Annotated in this window: 15 protein-coding genes and 1 tRNA gene; 3 read left to right on the forward strand and 13 right to left on the reverse strand. The window is 66.0% G+C overall.

Features of this window, described 5'->3' with window-relative positions; all coding sequences use genetic code 11:
• Window positions 1-24: 24 nt before the first annotated feature.
• The 9 genes from lptG to C8J25_RS12885 all read right to left on the reverse strand — a co-directional run bounded on the left by lptG (window position 25) and on the right by C8J25_RS12885 (window position 10,106).
• Entirely contained in the window at window positions 25-1,122 is a 1,098-nt protein-coding gene (gene lptG / locus C8J25_RS12845; RefSeq protein WP_107954763.1) for an LPS export ABC transporter permease LptG, read from the reverse strand.
• Complete coding sequence (gene lptF, locus C8J25_RS12850; protein ID WP_207897156.1) at window positions 1,119-2,312, reverse strand: LPS export ABC transporter permease LptF; 1,194 nt, start codon at window positions 2,310-2,312, stop codon at window positions 1,119-1,121. Before lptF ends, lptG begins: the two co-directional genes overlap by 4 nt.
• A gap of 89 nt (window positions 2,313-2,401) precedes the next feature.
• On the reverse strand, window positions 2,402-4,300 hold the full coding sequence (locus C8J25_RS12855; RefSeq protein WP_107954764.1) for an ATP-binding protein: 1,899 nt from the start codon (window positions 4,298-4,300) through the stop codon (window positions 2,402-2,404).
• Between the two features lie 163 nt (window positions 4,301-4,463).
• Entirely contained in the window at window positions 4,464-5,726 is a 1,263-nt protein-coding gene (spt, locus tag C8J25_RS12860; RefSeq protein ID WP_107954822.1) for a serine palmitoyltransferase, read from the reverse strand.
• 138 nt (window positions 5,727-5,864) lie between these two features.
• Complete coding sequence (locus tag C8J25_RS12865) at window positions 5,865-6,110, reverse strand: acyl carrier protein (RefSeq protein WP_107954765.1); 246 nt, start codon at window positions 6,108-6,110, stop codon at window positions 5,865-5,867.
• A 58-nt stretch (window positions 6,111-6,168) separates the two neighbouring features.
• Window positions 6,169-7,068, reverse strand: a complete 900-nt coding sequence (locus tag C8J25_RS12870) for an NAD-dependent epimerase/dehydratase family protein (RefSeq protein WP_107954766.1) — start codon at window positions 7,066-7,068, stop codon at window positions 6,169-6,171.
• 97 nt (window positions 7,069-7,165) lie between these two features.
• Window positions 7,166-8,263, reverse strand: coding sequence for a glutamate 5-kinase (gene proB, locus C8J25_RS12875; protein ID WP_107954767.1), 1,098 nt, complete (start codon window positions 8,261-8,263; stop codon window positions 7,166-7,168).
• A gap of 118 nt (window positions 8,264-8,381) precedes the next feature.
• Entirely contained in the window at window positions 8,382-9,428 is a 1,047-nt protein-coding gene (gene obgE, locus C8J25_RS12880; protein WP_056055836.1) for a GTPase ObgE, read from the reverse strand.
• 78 nt (window positions 9,429-9,506) lie between these two features.
• The gene (locus C8J25_RS12885; protein WP_056065951.1) at window positions 9,507-10,106 is read right to left on the reverse strand and encodes a TetR/AcrR family transcriptional regulator; all 600 of its coding nucleotides are present in this window, start codon (window positions 10,104-10,106) and stop codon (window positions 9,507-9,509) included.
• Between the two features lie 63 nt (window positions 10,107-10,169).
• Between C8J25_RS12885 and C8J25_RS12890 the strand changes: the two genes are divergently transcribed.
• Window positions 10,170-11,039 (forward strand): metal-dependent hydrolase, encoded by an 870-nt coding sequence (locus C8J25_RS12890; RefSeq protein WP_107954768.1) that lies wholly within the window; start codon window positions 10,170-10,172, stop codon window positions 11,037-11,039.
• A gap of 272 nt (window positions 11,040-11,311) precedes the next feature.
• Here the strand turns inward: C8J25_RS12890 and C8J25_RS12895 are convergent, their stop codons facing one another.
• From C8J25_RS12895 to hspQ, 4 genes are all read right to left on the reverse strand, one after another.
• Complete coding sequence (locus C8J25_RS12895; RefSeq protein ID WP_244187067.1) at window positions 11,312-11,857, reverse strand: GNAT family N-acetyltransferase; 546 nt, start codon at window positions 11,855-11,857, stop codon at window positions 11,312-11,314.
• Window positions 11,858-12,031: 174 nt separating this feature from the next.
• Window positions 12,032-12,322, reverse strand: coding sequence for a 50S ribosomal protein L27 (gene rpmA / locus C8J25_RS12900; protein ID WP_107954769.1), 291 nt, complete (start codon window positions 12,320-12,322; stop codon window positions 12,032-12,034).
• 13 nt (window positions 12,323-12,335) lie between these two features.
• Window positions 12,336-12,680: a 50S ribosomal protein L21 gene (gene rplU / locus C8J25_RS12905; RefSeq protein ID WP_056065957.1), complete on the reverse strand. Its 345-nt coding sequence runs from the start codon at window positions 12,678-12,680 to the stop codon at window positions 12,336-12,338.
• Window positions 12,681-12,910: 230 nt separating this feature from the next.
• On the reverse strand, window positions 12,911-13,306 hold the full coding sequence (hspQ, locus tag C8J25_RS12910; RefSeq protein ID WP_107954824.1) for a heat shock protein HspQ: 396 nt from the start codon (window positions 13,304-13,306) through the stop codon (window positions 12,911-12,913).
• Between the two features lie 156 nt (window positions 13,307-13,462).
• On the opposite strand from hspQ, the gene C8J25_RS12915 reads away from it, so the two are divergent.
• Both C8J25_RS12915 and rsgA read left to right on the forward strand, forming a co-directional pair.
• Window positions 13,463-13,552 (forward strand) — tRNA-Ser (locus C8J25_RS12915).
• 153 nt (window positions 13,553-13,705) lie between these two features.
• Entirely contained in the window at window positions 13,706-14,704 is a 999-nt protein-coding gene (gene rsgA, locus C8J25_RS12920) for a ribosome small subunit-dependent GTPase A (RefSeq protein WP_107954770.1), read from the forward strand.
• Window positions 14,705-15,247: the final 543 nt, after the last annotated feature.

The following is a 15,247-nucleotide window of genomic DNA, read 5'->3' on the forward strand; positions in this document are numbered from 1 at the left end:
AGGGTCCGATCGACCGCCCGAGCCCTATTCCTCCGACCGGATCAGCACCGCCTCGCCGATGAAGAAGAACAGCAGGAACGGCGCCCAGGCGGCAAGGAACGGCGGGTAGGCGCCAAGATTGCCCATCGCGAGCGCAAAATTGTCCGCGACGAAGAACGCGAAGCCGAGTCCCATGCCGATCACCGCGCGGACGAACAGCTTGCCCGATCGCGCGATCCCGAACGCCGCGACCGCGCCCAACAGCGGCATCAGCACGGACGACAGTGGCCCCGACAGCTTGTGCCACAACGACCCCTCGAGCGCCTTGGTCGGACGTCCCGCATCGGACAGGTCGGCGATCGCCGACTTCAGGGCGCCGAACGACAGCCCGTCCGCATCGACGCTCGCCAGCGTGAACTGGTCGGGCCGCACCTCCTTCGCGATCACCACCGCGCCCAGGGGGCGGACGGTGCCGCTCTTTACGTCGAACCGGTTTGCAGGGCTCACCTCCCAGCCGTTCGCGACGCGCCTGCCGTGATCCGCGCGCAAGATCGCGACGAGGTTGCCGCCGGTGCGATCGTACAGCGTGATGCCGCCAAGCCGCGTCGCATCGCCGCGCCCGCGAATCTGCGCCACCTCGATCAGGTCGTCGCCGTCGCGCACCCATACGTTGGCCCGGTCGCCGCGATCGATCGGCAGCTTGCCGTAATTCACTTTCTGCCACTGGTTCAGCGTTGCCGTCGCGCGCGCCACCACGCGGTCGTTGAACACGAAGCTGATCACCGCGACACCCAGGCTCGCGACCAGCAATGGCGCGAGCACCTGATGCGCGGACAGGCCGGAGCCCTTCAGCGCGACGATCTCGCTGTTCTGGTTCATCGTGATCAGCGTCAGGATGGTGCCGAGCAGGACCGAGAACGGCAGGAACCGCGATATGATCTGCGGCACGCGCAATCCGACATACTGCCAGATCTGCGCATCGCCATTGCCGGGAAACGCCAAGATGTCGCCGGAGTTGCTCAGCAGGTCGAGCGCCTGGAGCACCAGCACGAGCGCGGCGAGCACCGCGAACGTCCGCACTAGGAACATCCGTCCCATGTAGATCGCGACCGTCCGCGACGGGAAGAAGCTGATCAGGTTCATGCGGCTTTGCTCTTACGGAAGCCCGGAATACGCTTGGTGATCGCCTTGAACGTCTTCGAGAAGACGCGTTCCAGCGCACCGATCGGTTGCCCGCCGGGGACATAGGCGATCGTGTAGTACATCCACAGGATCAGCCCGGCGAAGATCGTGAACGGCACCCACAGCGCGATGATCGGGTCGATCCGTCCGAGCTCGCCGACGTCCGCGGCGTATTGGTTCACCTTGTGATAGGTGACGATCATCACGATCGACAGGAACACGCCGAGCGCGGACGAGGATCGTTTGGGCGGCACACCGAGCGCGAGCGCGAGCAGCGGCAACAGGAACATCGTCGCGACTTCGGCAAGCCGGAAGTGGAACTCCGACCGGCTGCCGTCGCGCTGCTCCAGCGTCTTGCCGCGCTGACCCTGCTTGGCGAGTTCGGGCAGCGTATATTCGAGATTGCGCCCGCCTCGGACGCGGAAGCTCTCGAACTTGGGCAAGTTGATCGGCAGGTCGTGGCTGGTGAAGGTCAGCACGCGCGGCGTCTTGAACTCTGGCCGGTTGTGGACGAGCGTGCCGTTGGCGAGGCGGAAGATGATGACGTTGGGATCGTCGGTCGCGAGGAACTTGCCCTTCTCCGCGGTCACGCCCAGCCAGTCGCCGTTCGGGCTCTGCGCGTGGACGAAGATGCCCGACAGCTCGCGGCCCTTGTCCTTGCTCTCCTCGATCCGCAGCGTCATCTTGCTGCCGAGATTGGTGAACTCGCCGACCTTGATCGATGCTCCGAGTGCCCCCGTGCGCAATTCGAACCGCAGGCCCTCGTAATAATAGCGCGCGATCGGCTGGACATAGCCGACGATCGCGAGGTTCAGCAGTGCCAGTGCGATCGTGTACATATACGGCACGCGCAGCAGCCGGTTGTAGCTCATCCCGACACCGCGCAGCACGTCGAGCTCGGACGAGGTCGACAGCCGCCGGAACGCGAGCAGGATACCGAGCATCAGGCCGATCGGGATGCCCAAGCCCAGATATTCGGGCAGCAAATTGGCGAGCATCCGCCACACGACGCTGATCGGGCCGCCTTGCGTCGCGACGAAATTGAACAGCCCGAGCATGCGATCGAGCACGAACAGCATGACGGCGATCAGCAGCGTCGAAAAGAGCGGCACCGCGATCAGCCGGGCCATGTAGCGGTCAATGGATTTCATGCGCGGGTTGGGCTCGGTATGCTGGGTCGCGCGGGTATAGGGGCGCACGCGCGAGGCGTCATCCTCAATCGCAACGGATCAGTGAACGATCATTCCGCGGCGATCGGGTGGTTCGTCTCGCGGCGCTCGGTGGCCATCGCCGTCATGACCGCGCGCTCCAGTCCGTTGAGCGTGAAGGGTTTACGCAACACCTCGTGCCCGCCGAACTGCGCGACGTTCACTTCGCCGGCAAACCCGGTGACGAACAGTACCGCGACGTGCGGATAGAGCGGCGAGAGCGCGGCGATCATCTCCGGACCGGTCTGGCGCGGCATCAGCACGTCAGAAATGATCAGCCCGATCCCGGGGTTCGCCGCCAGCAGCGCGGGCGCCGCAAGCGGATCGTCGCACGCGATCGGGTGATGGCCGATTTCCTCCAGCGCGCCGGTCGTCGCCGCCAGCACGCGCGGATCGTCCTCGACCACCAGGATCTGCAACGTCTCGGGCATCGTCGGTGCCGCGCTCGGCTCGACCATCGCGATCGGGACGGTCGGCAGGGGCATTGCGGCCAGCTCGGCGGCGCGCGGGAGATAGAGTGTGACGGTCGTCCCTTTGCCCGGTGCGGAAACGATGCCGACTTCGCCGTGCAACTGCTGGACCAGCGCGAAGATCTGGCTGAGGCCCAGACCTGTGCCCTTGCCGACTTCCTTGGTGGTGAAGAACGGCTCGAACACGCGCTCGGCGACATCGGGCGCCATCCCGCAGCCATCGTCGCCGACTATGATCGTAACGTAGTCGCCCGCCGCGCATCGCCCGACCTGCTCTGCCGCTAGCGTCGTCGTGCCGGTCGCGACGGTCAGCGTGCCGCGCCCGTTCATCGCGTCGCGCGCGTTGACCGCCAGGTTCAGCACCGCGTTCTCCAGCTGGACGCGGTCGGCACGGACGCATCCGCCCGCGGCATCGTCGCGCACGATGACGGTGATCGCGTCCCCCAAGGTGCGGTCGAGCAGGTCCGACATCCCGGAGACCAGCGCCGCCGCGTCGATCGTCTCCGCCTTCAGCGAATCCTCGCGACTGAAGGCGAGCAGCCGGCGGGTCAGCGCCGCTGCCCGGTTCGCGCCCTCGGTCGCGCTGTCGATATGACGACGGACGCTGGCCGGATCGCTCGCGAGGTTACGGCGCGCCAGTTCCAGACCGCCCAGCACCACCGCCAGCATGTTGTTGAAGTCGTGCGCGATCCCACCGGTGAGCTGCCCGACCGCCTCCATCTTCTGGATCTGGCGCAGCTTGGCCTCCTGCACGCGCAGTTCGGCGGTGGCGGCGGCGACCGCGGTGGTCAGCTCGTCGGCGCGCTCGCGTTCCAGCTCCGCATCGGCGAGCGCGGTCGCCCGCTCGCCGACCGCGCGGATCGTGAACCAGCCGAGCAGGATCGCGCCCAGCACGATCAGCACGCCGAATATCGCCAGCACCCCTGCGACCCAGCTCGATCGCTCGACCGACCCCAAGGCCGCCGCCGTCCGGTCGTCCAACAACGCGCGCTCGCGTGCGATCAGCGTGTCGAGCGTCGTGTTGATCTCGATGAGCGTCGGCGCCTTTCGCCCCTGGTAATAGCGTGCGAGCGCCTGGCCGTTCTTGCCGTAACGCGTGTTGAGCGCCGTCAGCGACAATTCCCGCCCGCGCGCGTCATAGGCAGCCCGGAGGCGGTCGACCCGCGGCTGCTGCTCGGGATTGTCGTTGGTGATCTGGTCGAGCCGGTCGATCTGCGTCCCCGCGAGCAGCCACTCGTCGAAATACAGCTGACCCAGCTGCTTGTCGCCGCTGATGACATAGCGCCCCAGCGACGCCTCCGATCGCGCGATCGTCCCGGACAGCGTCCGCGCGAGGATCATCACGTCATAGCTGTGCGCCTGGAGTTCGAGTGCCCGATCGCGCTGGCGATTGGCGTGGCCGAGCGTCACGATCAGCGCAATGAGCACGGCAGCACCGAGCAGGCCCATCACGACCAGCATGGCTATGCGCCACCTCGCCCCGCCCCCCTGGGCCGCAGTCTCGACCTCGTCTTGCGTCACGGCCGGTATCCTAACGCGTCGTTGCCCACACGCAATGACCTGGAATGCCGGTACCGATCGAACATTTCACGGATGTTTCCTCCCCCGCGGGGGGAGGAAACCGTCAGCCGATCACACCGACGGCGCGGCCAGCGGTCTCGAACATGCCCACGATCGTCGTGATCTGCTCGTCGGTATGTTCAGCGCACAGCGAACACCGCAGCAGGAACGTCCCCGCGGGCGTCGCGGGCGGGCGCGCCATGTTGACGTACAGCCCCCCCTCGAGCAGCGACTGCCAGATCGCGATCGCCTGTTCCTGGTCGGTCAGGATCACCGCGATGATCGCCGAGTCGGACGTCTCGGTGCCGAGCTTGAAGCCCATCGCCTTCAGCCCGCCGTGCAGCCGGCGTGCGTTCTTCCAGAGCTGCGCGCGCTTGTCGTGCGCGGTCATTAGCTTGCGGATCGATGTGGCGGCGGTCGCCACCACCGACGGCGGCAGCGACGCGGTGAAGATGTATGGGCGGCAGGCGAATCGCACCATCTCGAACTTCGGATGGTTCGACACGACGAACCCGCCGACCGTGCCGACCGACTTCGAGAACGTCCCCACGACGAAATCGACCTCGTCGGTCAGCCCCATCTCCTCGTACACGCCGCGGCCGTTGGGGCCGAAGAACCCCATCGAATGCGCCTCGTCGACCAGCACCATGCAGCCATGCTTCTTGGCGACCGCGACCATTTCCTTCAGCGGGGCGATGTCGCCGAGCATCGAATAGACGCCTTCGAGCACCACCAGCTTGCCGGCTTCCTTCGGCAGGCGGCCGAGGCGCTTGTCGAGATCCGTGACGTCGTTGTGACGAAAGCGGACGATCTCGGCATTGCCCTGCTTGCAGCCGTCGTAGATCGACGCGTGGCTGTCGGCGTCGAGGATGACGTATTCGCCCTTGCCGGCGAGCGTCGAGATGATCCCGAGATTGGCCATGTACCCGGTCGAGAACACAATCGCGCCGGTCATGTCGTAGAATTCGCGGAGCGCTTGCTCGACGTCGATATGATCGTGGAACGTGCCGTTGAGCATCCGGCTGCCGTTGGTGCCCGACCCGAACGCGTCGAGCGCGTCCTTGCCCGCCTGGATGACGTCGGGGTCGAACGTCATGCCCATGTAATTGTACGTGCCGAGCAGGATCGTGTCCTTGCCGCGGATTACCGCCTGCGTCGGCCCCTTCACCTCGTCCATCACGATCGCGAACGGATTGCGCACGCCACTGGCGATCAGCGCCTCGCGTTCGGCGATCAGCGCGTCGAATTTCGACATCAGGTCGCGTTCGGGGGCGACCTCCGGAGCGTCGACGGGGAGGGCGTGGGCGGTGGTGGCGGCTTCGGTCATCGTCATTCGGCCTTGAAAATTTCCGTTCGTCCTGAGTAGCGGCTGAGCGAAGCCGAAGACGCGTATCGAAGGGCAGGTGGTTCGATACGGGCCTTCGCCATGCTCAGTCCCTACTCACCACGAACGGGATATTTTTGATTAGTCCTGCTTCAACTTCGCGACCGCGTCGACCAGCTGGCCGACCGTCTCGATCTCGGCCTGCATGTTCATCGTGATGATGATGTCGAATTCGTCCTCGATCGCGGCGACGAAATCCATGACGGTCAGGCTGTCCCACTCCAGGTCGCCCTGGAACGTCGTCGCATCGGCGAGGGCAACGCCCTTCTTGTTGAACGGCTCGATCTGCGCGGTGACGGTGTCGTAGATCTGCTGGCGGTCGCTCATGATAATCCCTTCGGTGTCGCAGCGATCCCTGACAGGGAATTGCGGCGGCTTTTCGGCGCTATAGCAGCCCGGCGGCGCGATACCACGCCGCGGTTTGCGCGAGCGCTTGGCGGGTCGGGACGGACGGCGTCCACAGCGCGGCCGGCGGCGGCTTGTGCGAGACCCAGTCGGGGTGGCAGAAATAGCTCACCCGGTCGCGCGTGAGCTTCGCCTTGCGACGCCGGACGAGGCGGTCCGCGGCGGACGCGAGCTTCAGGAGCGCCCGAGGCGTCGAGAAGACCTTGACCGGCTTGCCCACGGCCACGCCGATCGCGCGCGCAAAGTCGCGGTTGTCCCAGCCGTTAGGCACGCCGTCGTCGGGCTCCATGATCGACGGCGCGTCGGCACTCTCGGCAAGCACCAGCAGCAGCGCGGTCAGGTCCTCGACGTACAGCAACGAGACGCGCGTGCCGGCCGGCGGCATCGGCAGATAGCCAGACCGCGCCGCCTTGAAGAGATCGAGGATATCAAGATCGCGCGGACCGAAGATCGCGGGCGGGCGGACGATCGTCCAGTCCAGCCCAGACGTCTGCACGCGCGTTTCCGCCTCGGCCTTCGACCAGCCATAGTTCGACAGCGTCGGCTCGCGCGCGGCGAGCGAGGAGACGTGGACGAAGCGGCGGATGCCGGCCGCCCGCGTCGCCTGAAGGATGCCTTCGGTTCCGGCGACGTTGCCCTTGCCGAAGCCCGCCCGGTCGGGGGCGTTGACGACACCGGCGACGTGGATGACTACGTCCGCGCCGTCGACCAGCGTCGCGAGGCTCTTCGGGCGATCAAGCGCGCCTTCGATCCAGGTCACGCCGATGCGCTTGGCCTGCGGTTTCCGAGCGAGCGCGCGGACGGTGTGCCCGGTCTCGAGCGCGTGATCGATCAGGTGGCTGCCAACGAACCCGGTGCCGCCGGTGATAGCCAGCATCATGACCGCGCTCCCGAGGTAGCATAAGAAGTATGTTCACCCGCGAAGGCGGGTGTCCAGGCTGGGCACCCGCCTTCGCGGGTGAACAAGGCCCGGCCGATCATACGAGCGCCAAATGATTGCGATGCACCAGCGCGGATCTTGGAGCGTAGCCAAGGATGGCCGCATGATCGTCACTATGGCGACCAAGCAGGCGCGCGGTATCCGCCGCATCATACTCCGCAAGGCCCCGCGCGACCGTGCCGTCGGGCCCTTCGATCGTCACCAGATCGCCCCGCGTGAAACCCCCGTCGATCCGCGTCGCGCCGGCCGCCAGCAAACTCCGCCCCCGTCCAAGCGCAGCCGCGGCTCCCGCATCGACATGGATCGCACCCTTCGCGGTCAGTCCCCCCGCCAGCCAGGCTTTCCGCGCAGACGCCGTCCGCTCGGCCGTAAATATCGTGTGGCGGGCAGGGGTGGAGAGCGGATGCTCAATCCGCCCCGACGCGATAGCCAGCGGAATACCCGCACCCGTCGCGATCCGCGCGGCCGCGATCTTCGAGGCCATCCCGCCCGAGCCCATCCCCGAGCCCGACCCGTCGTCCGCCATCCCCGCCACCGCGTCGATCCGCGGCACGCTGGCGATATGGGTCGCGGATGGATCGGTATGCGGATTGGCCGTGTAGAGCCCGTCCACATCGGACAGCAGGATCACGCCCTGCGCACCGGCCGCCTGCGCGACCCGCGCGGCAAGGCGGTCGTTATCGCCGAACCGGATTTCCTCGGTCGCAACGCTGTCGTTCTCGTTGATGACGGGCACGACCTTCAGCGACAACAGCCGGTTGAGCGTCGCGGCGGCGTTGAGATAGCGGCGGCGGTCTTCGAGATCGTCCAGCGTGACGAGGATCTGCGCCGCGTTAAGCCCCTGCGCAGCCAGCAGTTCGGCCCAGACCTGGCTAAGCGCAATCTGGCCAGTGGCAGCCGCGGCCTGCGCGTCTTCGAGACTGGCGCGTCCGCCCTTCGAAAGACCAAGCCGGCGTGCGCCCAAGGCGATCGCGCCGGACGACACGATAGCGACCTGCTGGCCTTCACCAGTTCGATCAGCAATGTCGGCAACGAGACCGGTCAGCCACTCCCGCCGAACGCTCCCATCAGGATCGACAAGCAACGCCGACCCGATCTTCACGATCAGCCGCGCGCAAGACGAAGGCGGAAACATCACTGCTCCCTCTCCCCGTCGGGGAGAGGGCCGGGGTGAGGGGCAGCCACAAGCGGTACCGCCCGGAACAGCCCCTCACCCAACCCTCTCCCCGCAGGGGAGAGGGCAAAGCAAGACGTCAGAGCGGCGACCATGCGACCGGCACTTCGCCTTCTTCCAGTTCCTTCGCCGCGCCGGGAGCCGGCCCGATCGCCTCGATCAGCTGGTCCAGCACTGCTTCGATGCCAGCGCCACTCGCGCCCGAAATCGCCATCACCTCGGCACCGCTGGCTTCCGCCAGCTCCGCCGATAGCGCCGCGATCAGCTCAGGATCGAGCATGTCGATCTTGTTCAGCGCGACGATCACCTTCTTGTCGGTGAGCCCCTCGCCGTAATTCTCCAGCTCGTCGCGCACGATCCGGTACGATTCGGCCACGTCACGGTCGTTCGCATCGACCAGATGCAGCAGCACCCGGCACCGCTCGATATGCCCGAGGAACCGATCACCGATCCCCGCACCTTCGGCCGCACCCTGGATCAGCCCCGGAATATCCGCGACCACGAACTCGCGCTGCTTGTGGCGCACCACGCCCAGCTGCGGCCGCGTCGTCGTGAAGGCATATTCACCGACCTTGGCCTGCGCGTTCGTCACCTGGTTGATGAAGGTCGACTTGCCCGCATTCGGCAACCCGACGAGGCCTGCATCGGCGAGCAGCTTCAGCCGCAGCCAGACCCACGCCTCGCCGAACGGCCAGCCGGTGCCGTGCTGGCGCGGGGTGCGGTTGGTCGAGGTCTTGTAGCTCGCGTTACCGCGGCCGCCGTCGCCGCCGCGGAACAGCACTTCGCGCTGGCCGACTTCGGTGAAGTCGATCAGCACCTCTTCCTTGTCCTCGGACAGCACCTGCGTGCCGAGCGGAACGCGGATGACGAGGTCCTTGCCGCCCGCGCCGGTGCGGTTCGAACCCGACCCGCCCGAGCCGCGCGGCGCGCGGAAATGCTGCGTGTAGCGGAAGTCGATCAGCGTGTTCAGGCCGGCGATGCATTCGAACACGATGTCGCCGCCCTTGCCGCCATTGCCGCCGTCGGGGCCGCCATATTCGATATATTTCTCGCGGCGGAAGCTGACGGCACCGGGGCCGCCCTCACCCGAACGTACGTAGATCTTGGCTTGGTCTAGAAAATGCATCGCCGCCCCATAGCGAAATTGGCGAAAATCTCCACCCTCTGCGATTCGGGTCGCGATTCGCCCCCCGAACCGATACGCTCAGCAGCGGGCAGGGGCAGCCGCGTCCTTGCTGGCGAGCAACGCATCGAGCGCGAGTTCGCGCGCCTTGCCGACCGGCAACCCGAGCGCGCGCGCCATCGGCGCTCCCATCAGCGCATCGCCGAGCGCCATCAACACCAGCGTCAACGTCTGTTCCTGGATCGGCTGGTCGCCGGGCATGTCGCCCTCCGCCAGCTCGTCGACCAGGTCATGGATCGCGGTCAGGATCGGGTCGAGCGCATTGGTATTGCCCGACAGGATCATCCAACTCGCCAGCGCGCCCGCGCCGCCCTTGCCGAACGCGTCGAAGGTCATCTCCACCACCTCGCGCGGGTCGAGTTCGCCTGCCCGCACGCGCAGAACCGCTGCACCTATAGTGCCGACGATATCCGCCGCCATCCGCGTGATCAGCGCGGTATGCAGCGCCTCCGCCGAGCCGAAATGGTGGAGTAGATTGGCGTGCGTGCGGCCGACGCGGCCTGCGACCGCCTTCAACGTGACGGCGCTGGGGCCGCTCTCAACAAGCAGGGTCCGCGCAGCCTCGACGGCGGCTTCACGCGATTCGGTGGGGGAGAGTCGCTTGCGCGGTGTTGACGTCACGGACCGGGAAACCTATTTACATCAATGTAAGTAACGAGTGTTCATTCCTGTTTGGAGGTTTCCGTGGCGAAAGCAACCACGCCTGCCGATCTGACGATCACCCCGCGCGACCGCCGGTTCGGCCGCGGTGCCGCGATTCGCCGCTGGTGGCTGAACGACGATGCCGTAGCGACCGCGTTCTACAACGCGCTGTCGGTGACGTTTCCGAAGGGCGAGGGGTATTTCGTCGACAGCGTGCGGAAGTTTCGCGAGGGCACGCCGCCCAAGCTTCACGCGGAGATCAACGCCTTCATCAAGCAGGAGGTGATCCACACCCGCGAGCACGTCGCGTTCAACCGCCACGTCACCGACCAGGGGTATGACGTCGCGCCGCTGATCGTCGATGTCGACGCGGCGCTGGCACTGACCAAGGGGCGTCCGGAGATCGCGAGCCTCGCCGCCACCACCGCGCTCGAGCATTTCACTGCGATGCTGGCGCACGAACTGATCGCGAATCCGAAACACCTCGCGGGCGGGGACCAGCAGGCGGCGGCGCTCTGGCTCTGGCATGCGGCCGAGGAGATTGAGCACAAGGGCGTCGCCTACGACACCTGGCTGCACGCAACGAGGGACTGGCCGCGGTTTACGCGCTGGCGGGTGAAGTCGCTGGTGATGCTGATCACGACGTGGCGGTTCTTCACCGGACGCGCACGGGGGATGGCGGAACTGTTGCGGCAGGACGGGCTGACCGGACCGAAGGTGTGGGCGCGGATGGCGTGGTACGCGTTCGGTAATCCGGGAATGGCGCGTAAGATCGCCGGCGTCTGGGCGGCGTATTTCCTGCCGGGGTTCCACCCGTGGAAGCATGACGACCGCGCGCTGATCGGCTTGGCGGAGAGCGAGTATGAGGCGGCGGTGCTGCCTGTTGCCAAGCGGGCGGTTGCAGTGGCTTGAGCCTCGGACTCCAGGCTTCCTACTTACGTCCTAGTTCTCCCGCGAAGGCGGGAGCCCAGGATACCAAACGCCACCGCCCGCGACCCTGGACCCCCGCCTGCGCGGGGGAGCGGCTAGGGCTGAGCCTCTACTGAGGCACCACCCCGGCGAAGGCCGGGGCCCAATTGGGGAACGTTGCTAACGGAGTACATCGCTCCGTTACTGCGACCTTTCCAATTGGGCCCCGGCCTTCGCCGGGGTGGTGTGCGATTGTGCGGCGACGGTGCTGCGACTCACGCCGCCAAAGGCATTGGCGCACATCGATCGTCATCCAGATCCAGCTCGAACATCACCGCAGGCGCCTCGCCCCCACGCCCCCGCGAAGTCCGCGGCTCGACCCGCCCCGTAGGCCGAAACCCGAGCTTCGCCAGCACTCGCCCCGACGCCGGGTTATCGACAAAGTGAAATGCATCCAGCCGGTGCAGCCCCAGCGCATGCCGCGCCATCGCCACCACCGCCTCGCCAGCCTCGGTCGCATAGCCGCGACCCCAGGCGTCCGGTGCCAGCCAATAGCCCAGTTCATGCCCCGCATCCGCCGCGCGGATACCGATCCCGCCGACGAGTCGCGGCGTGCCCGCCTCCATCGTTTCGATCATGAAATGCGGATCGTGCGGCCCCCGCGGCTGCGCCAGGAACGCCTCGGCATCCCCCAGCGCATAGGGCCAAGGCGCCCGCGCCAGCTTGGCGACCACCGACTCATGGCCGATCGCCCGCGCCAGTGCAGGCGCATCTTCCGGCCAACCTGGCCGTAATGTCAGTCTCTTGGTGCGCGCGAACACGGCTCTCTCCTATCGCGTCATTGGCTGCGCGCATGCCACGTCGGGATGACGGGACCGCGACAGCCGCGTGGAGGGAGCAATAAAAAAGGGAGCCGGGGTGACCCGTCTCCCTTGTTCAGGTTCGCTTTCGCGACCCGGGTCACCCTGGTGGGCAACCCGGATGGTTACCCGATGTTATTCGGCTGCTGCTGCCATGTCGGCAGTATCGTTCGCTGCCAGCTCGACCGAGCAGAACTTGCGACCAAGTTTGCCCTGGCTGAACACGACGCGGCCATCGACCAGCGAGAACAGCGTGTGGTCGGTACCGATGCCGACGTTCGTGCCCGGGTAGAACTTCGTCCCGCGCTGACGCACGAGAATGTTGCCAGCGACGCACGCCTGGCCACCGAACTTCTTGACGCCGAGGCGACGACCGGCCGAATCACGACCGTTGCGCGAAGAGCCGCCTGCTTTCTTATGTGCCATCTGAAGCTACTCCTTATGCCTGAGCGGCCGGGGCATCAGCCTCGGTCTGCTTGGCGGTCTGGCCACCCACGGACACGATCTTCAGGATCGTATGCTGCTGGCGATGGCCGTTCTTACGACGATAGTTATGACGACGACGCTTCTTGAAGACGATGACCTTGTCCGCCTTCGCCTGCGCGATGATCTCTGCAGCGACGACGAAGCCCTCGACGGACCGCAGCTCGGAGCCTTCGCCCGCCAGCAGAACGTCACCCAGCGTCACCGACGCACCTGCATCGCCCTCGATCTTCTCGATGACGATCTTATCTCCGGCGGCGACGCGATACTGCTTGCCGCCCGTGCGCACGACTGCGAACATGGCCCTTGTCACTTTCCAAATACGTGTATCCCACGAACGCAGGGTCCGCCGGAAGAAGCCGGGCAGCTAAGCGAGGGGGGGAGAGTTGTCAACCGCGAAGGGGCGGGAAAGAGGAGGCGCGTAGGGTCGTCCACCACAACTGCACAAGATTTTCCCCGCAAAGGCGGGGCCCAGATTGGACGCCCGTCTTCGCGGGAGAACAAACTTCACTGGATCAAAGCGATTCGCCCTTAGTGCCGATGAACCTGCCGCAGCGCGTACCGCCCATCCGCATAGTCACTGAACAGCCCATCGATCGCCGGATGGTCGACCGGCTCGTCGCTGTCGTCCGGCACCAGATTCTGCTGGCTCACATATGCGACGTAACTCGACTCCATGTTCTCCGCGAGCAGATGGTAGAACGGCTGGTCCTTCCGCGGCCGAATATCCTCGGGGATCGCCGCATACCATTCGTCGCTGTTCGCAAACACCGGGTCGACGTCGAAGATCACCCCGCGAAAGTCGAACAGCCGGTGCCGCACGACGTCGCCGATCGAGAAATTCGCGTGCGAGATCGGCGGTGCGACCACCTCGGTGGGCACGATCGGGCGGGTGATGTCGTGAGCGATACTGTCGTGTCGGGGCATATCGGCCAATTTAGGGTTTGTTTTGCGCCGCACAAGGAAAACGCGTCGAGCGGCGCCCGGAGCGCTCAAAACCCTCTTGCATCGCTGGGGCCCTTTCATTAGAGGCCGCGCTTCGACCGATCGGAGGCGCTGTTCGCAGCATCTCGGGTGACCTGCGGAGAGGTGGCAGAGTGGTCGAACGTACCGCACTCGAAATGCGGCGTACCCGCGAGGGTACCGTGGGTTCGAATCCCACCCTCTCCGCCATTTATTCCCTACACCACCGGACATTCGCCGCCAGGCGCACCGCCATTGCGCGGTCGCGCGTGCATACGGCGATGGCAATGCCCTCCGTCGCGGCCTAGACGATGGGCGGTACGACCGCCGCCGCGTCGTCGAGAAGGATGCCGCACCAAGCCTATGATATCGACCGACCAGACTCTGGCAGACCTTGGCTGGACTGCGCATTTTGCGGACCAGCTGACCGAGGACGAGCGTCTCCACGGCCACCCTGTCCGCGTGATGGCGGTGCACCGCGGCAAGATCGCGGTGTCCGGCGCCAAATCGGACGGTTTCGTCTCGCCCTATATCGCAGGCGCGCAGCCCGAGGACGATCACCCGACGGTCGGCGACTGGCTGCTGATCGACGATCGCACGCAGGAGGCGACGCGCGTCCTCCGCCGCATGAACCTGTTCAAGCGACGCTCGCCGGCCGATCCGCGGAAAGATCAGATGATCGCCGCCAATGTCGACACCGTCTTCATCGTCGCATCGTGCAACCAAGATTTCAGCATCGCCCGGCTCGAGCGCTATCTCGTGCTGGCGCGCGAGGTGGGGGTGCCCCCGGTCGTCGTCCTTACCAAGGCCGACCTGACCGACACGCCCGAGGAGTTCGCCGCCGCGGCGCGCGCGATCGAACCGGGATTGCTCGTCGAAACCGTCGACGGGCGCGACCGGGCGGACGTCAAGCGGTTGGCGGCATGGTGCGGCCCCGGCAAGACCGTCGCGTTCCTCGGTTCGTCCGGCGTCGGCAAATCCACGCTCGTCAACGCGTTGCGGGGATCGGACAGCATCGGGACGCAGGCGGTGCGGGTCAAGGACGGTACCGGCCGTCACACGACGACGGTGCGCGAGATGCACCGGCTCGACCAGAGCGGCTGGCTGCTTGACCTTCCCGGTATGCGCGAACTGCAATTGTCGGAGGCCGCGACCGGGCTGGCCGAGGTGTTCGACGATATCGCGCTGCTCGCGCAGGAGTGCCGGTTCGCCGATTGTTCGCACGGCGTCGAGCCGGGATGCGCGATTCAGGCGGCGATCGCGGCGGGGACGCTGGCACCGGACCGCTTCGAACGCTGGTGCAAGCTCAACGCGGAGGAAAATGGTGCGGCGTCACGGCTGACGAAGCGCCGGACCCGCTGACGGCTGGGATGCCGTTGGGCATCCCGGCGACGTCCACCGGATAGGAACTTGGACGGATCGACATTCGGCTTGAGGCGCTAGGTCAGCGCTCTTCCTGTCATGCCGGACTGGTTCCGGCATCCACGGTGCCGCAAAATCGATAGAATTTAGCTTGCGGAACGGTGGGCCCCGGAACGAGTCCGGGGTGACTGAGTGGTTTTAGGACCGGCGCGCCTCAAGCTGAATATCGATCCTCCCCAAAGGCTGTCGTTATTGGCTCGACGGCATAGGGCAGGCAGCAAACGAAGATGGTTCAAAGTATAGATCGCTGCGGTGAACTATGCCGGACAAGCAAACGCCCGGACCGTTGCCGATCCGGGCGCCTGCGTGACGATCGCTCGTCAGCCCCCATTTTTTTGCTCTCGCATCTCGTCTTGCGACGGAGCGGAAAAGCAGTCCCCGAACCACGGCCGTTGCCTGTGTCTCAGCGAGTTTGTTGCTAGTTATGTCCGTAGATTTTGTCACGGTCTTTGCGCGGGGCGGCTCACGATTGAACTGCGCCTG

The sequence above is a fragment of the Sphingomonas faeni genome (genome assembly GCF_003053745.1).
In the GTDB taxonomy this organism is placed as follows: domain Bacteria; phylum Pseudomonadota; class Alphaproteobacteria; order Sphingomonadales; family Sphingomonadaceae; genus Sphingomonas; species Sphingomonas faeni.

Coding starts and splice junctions, on each gene's coding strand:
- lptG (WP_107954763.1), bottom strand. CDS start 1,122: ATGAACCTGATCAGCTTCTTCCCGTCGCGGACGGTCGCGATCTACATG.
- lptF (WP_207897156.1), bottom strand. CDS start 2,312: ATGAAATCCATTGACCGCTACATGGCCCGGCTGATCGCGGTGCCGCTC.
- C8J25_RS12855 (WP_107954764.1), bottom strand. CDS start 4,300: ATGCTGGTCGTGATGGGCCTGCTCGGTGCTGCCGTGCTCATTGCGCTG.
- spt (WP_107954822.1), bottom strand. CDS start 5,726: ATGACCGAAGCCGCCACCACCGCCCACGCCCTCCCCGTCGACGCTCCG.
- C8J25_RS12865 (WP_107954765.1), bottom strand. CDS start 6,110: ATGAGCGACCGCCAGCAGATCTACGACACCGTCACCGCGCAGATCGAG.
- C8J25_RS12870 (WP_107954766.1), bottom strand. CDS start 7,068: ATGATGCTGGCTATCACCGGCGGCACCGGGTTCGTTGGCAGCCACCTG.
- proB (WP_107954767.1), bottom strand. CDS start 8,263: ATGTTTCCGCCTTCGTCTTGCGCGCGGCTGATCGTGAAGATCGGGTCG.
- obgE (WP_056055836.1), bottom strand. CDS start 9,428: ATGCATTTTCTAGACCAAGCCAAGATCTACGTACGTTCGGGTGAGGGC.
- rpmA (WP_107954769.1), bottom strand. CDS start 12,322: ATGGCACATAAGAAAGCAGGCGGCTCTTCGCGCAACGGTCGTGATTCG.
- rplU (WP_056065957.1), bottom strand. CDS start 12,680: ATGTTCGCAGTCGTGCGCACGGGCGGCAAGCAGTATCGCGTCGCCGCC.
- hspQ (WP_107954824.1), bottom strand. CDS start 13,306: ATGCCCCGACACGACAGTATCGCTCACGACATCACCCGCCCGATCGTG.
- rsgA (WP_107954770.1), top strand. CDS start 13,706: ATGATATCGACCGACCAGACTCTGGCAGACCTTGGCTGGACTGCGCAT.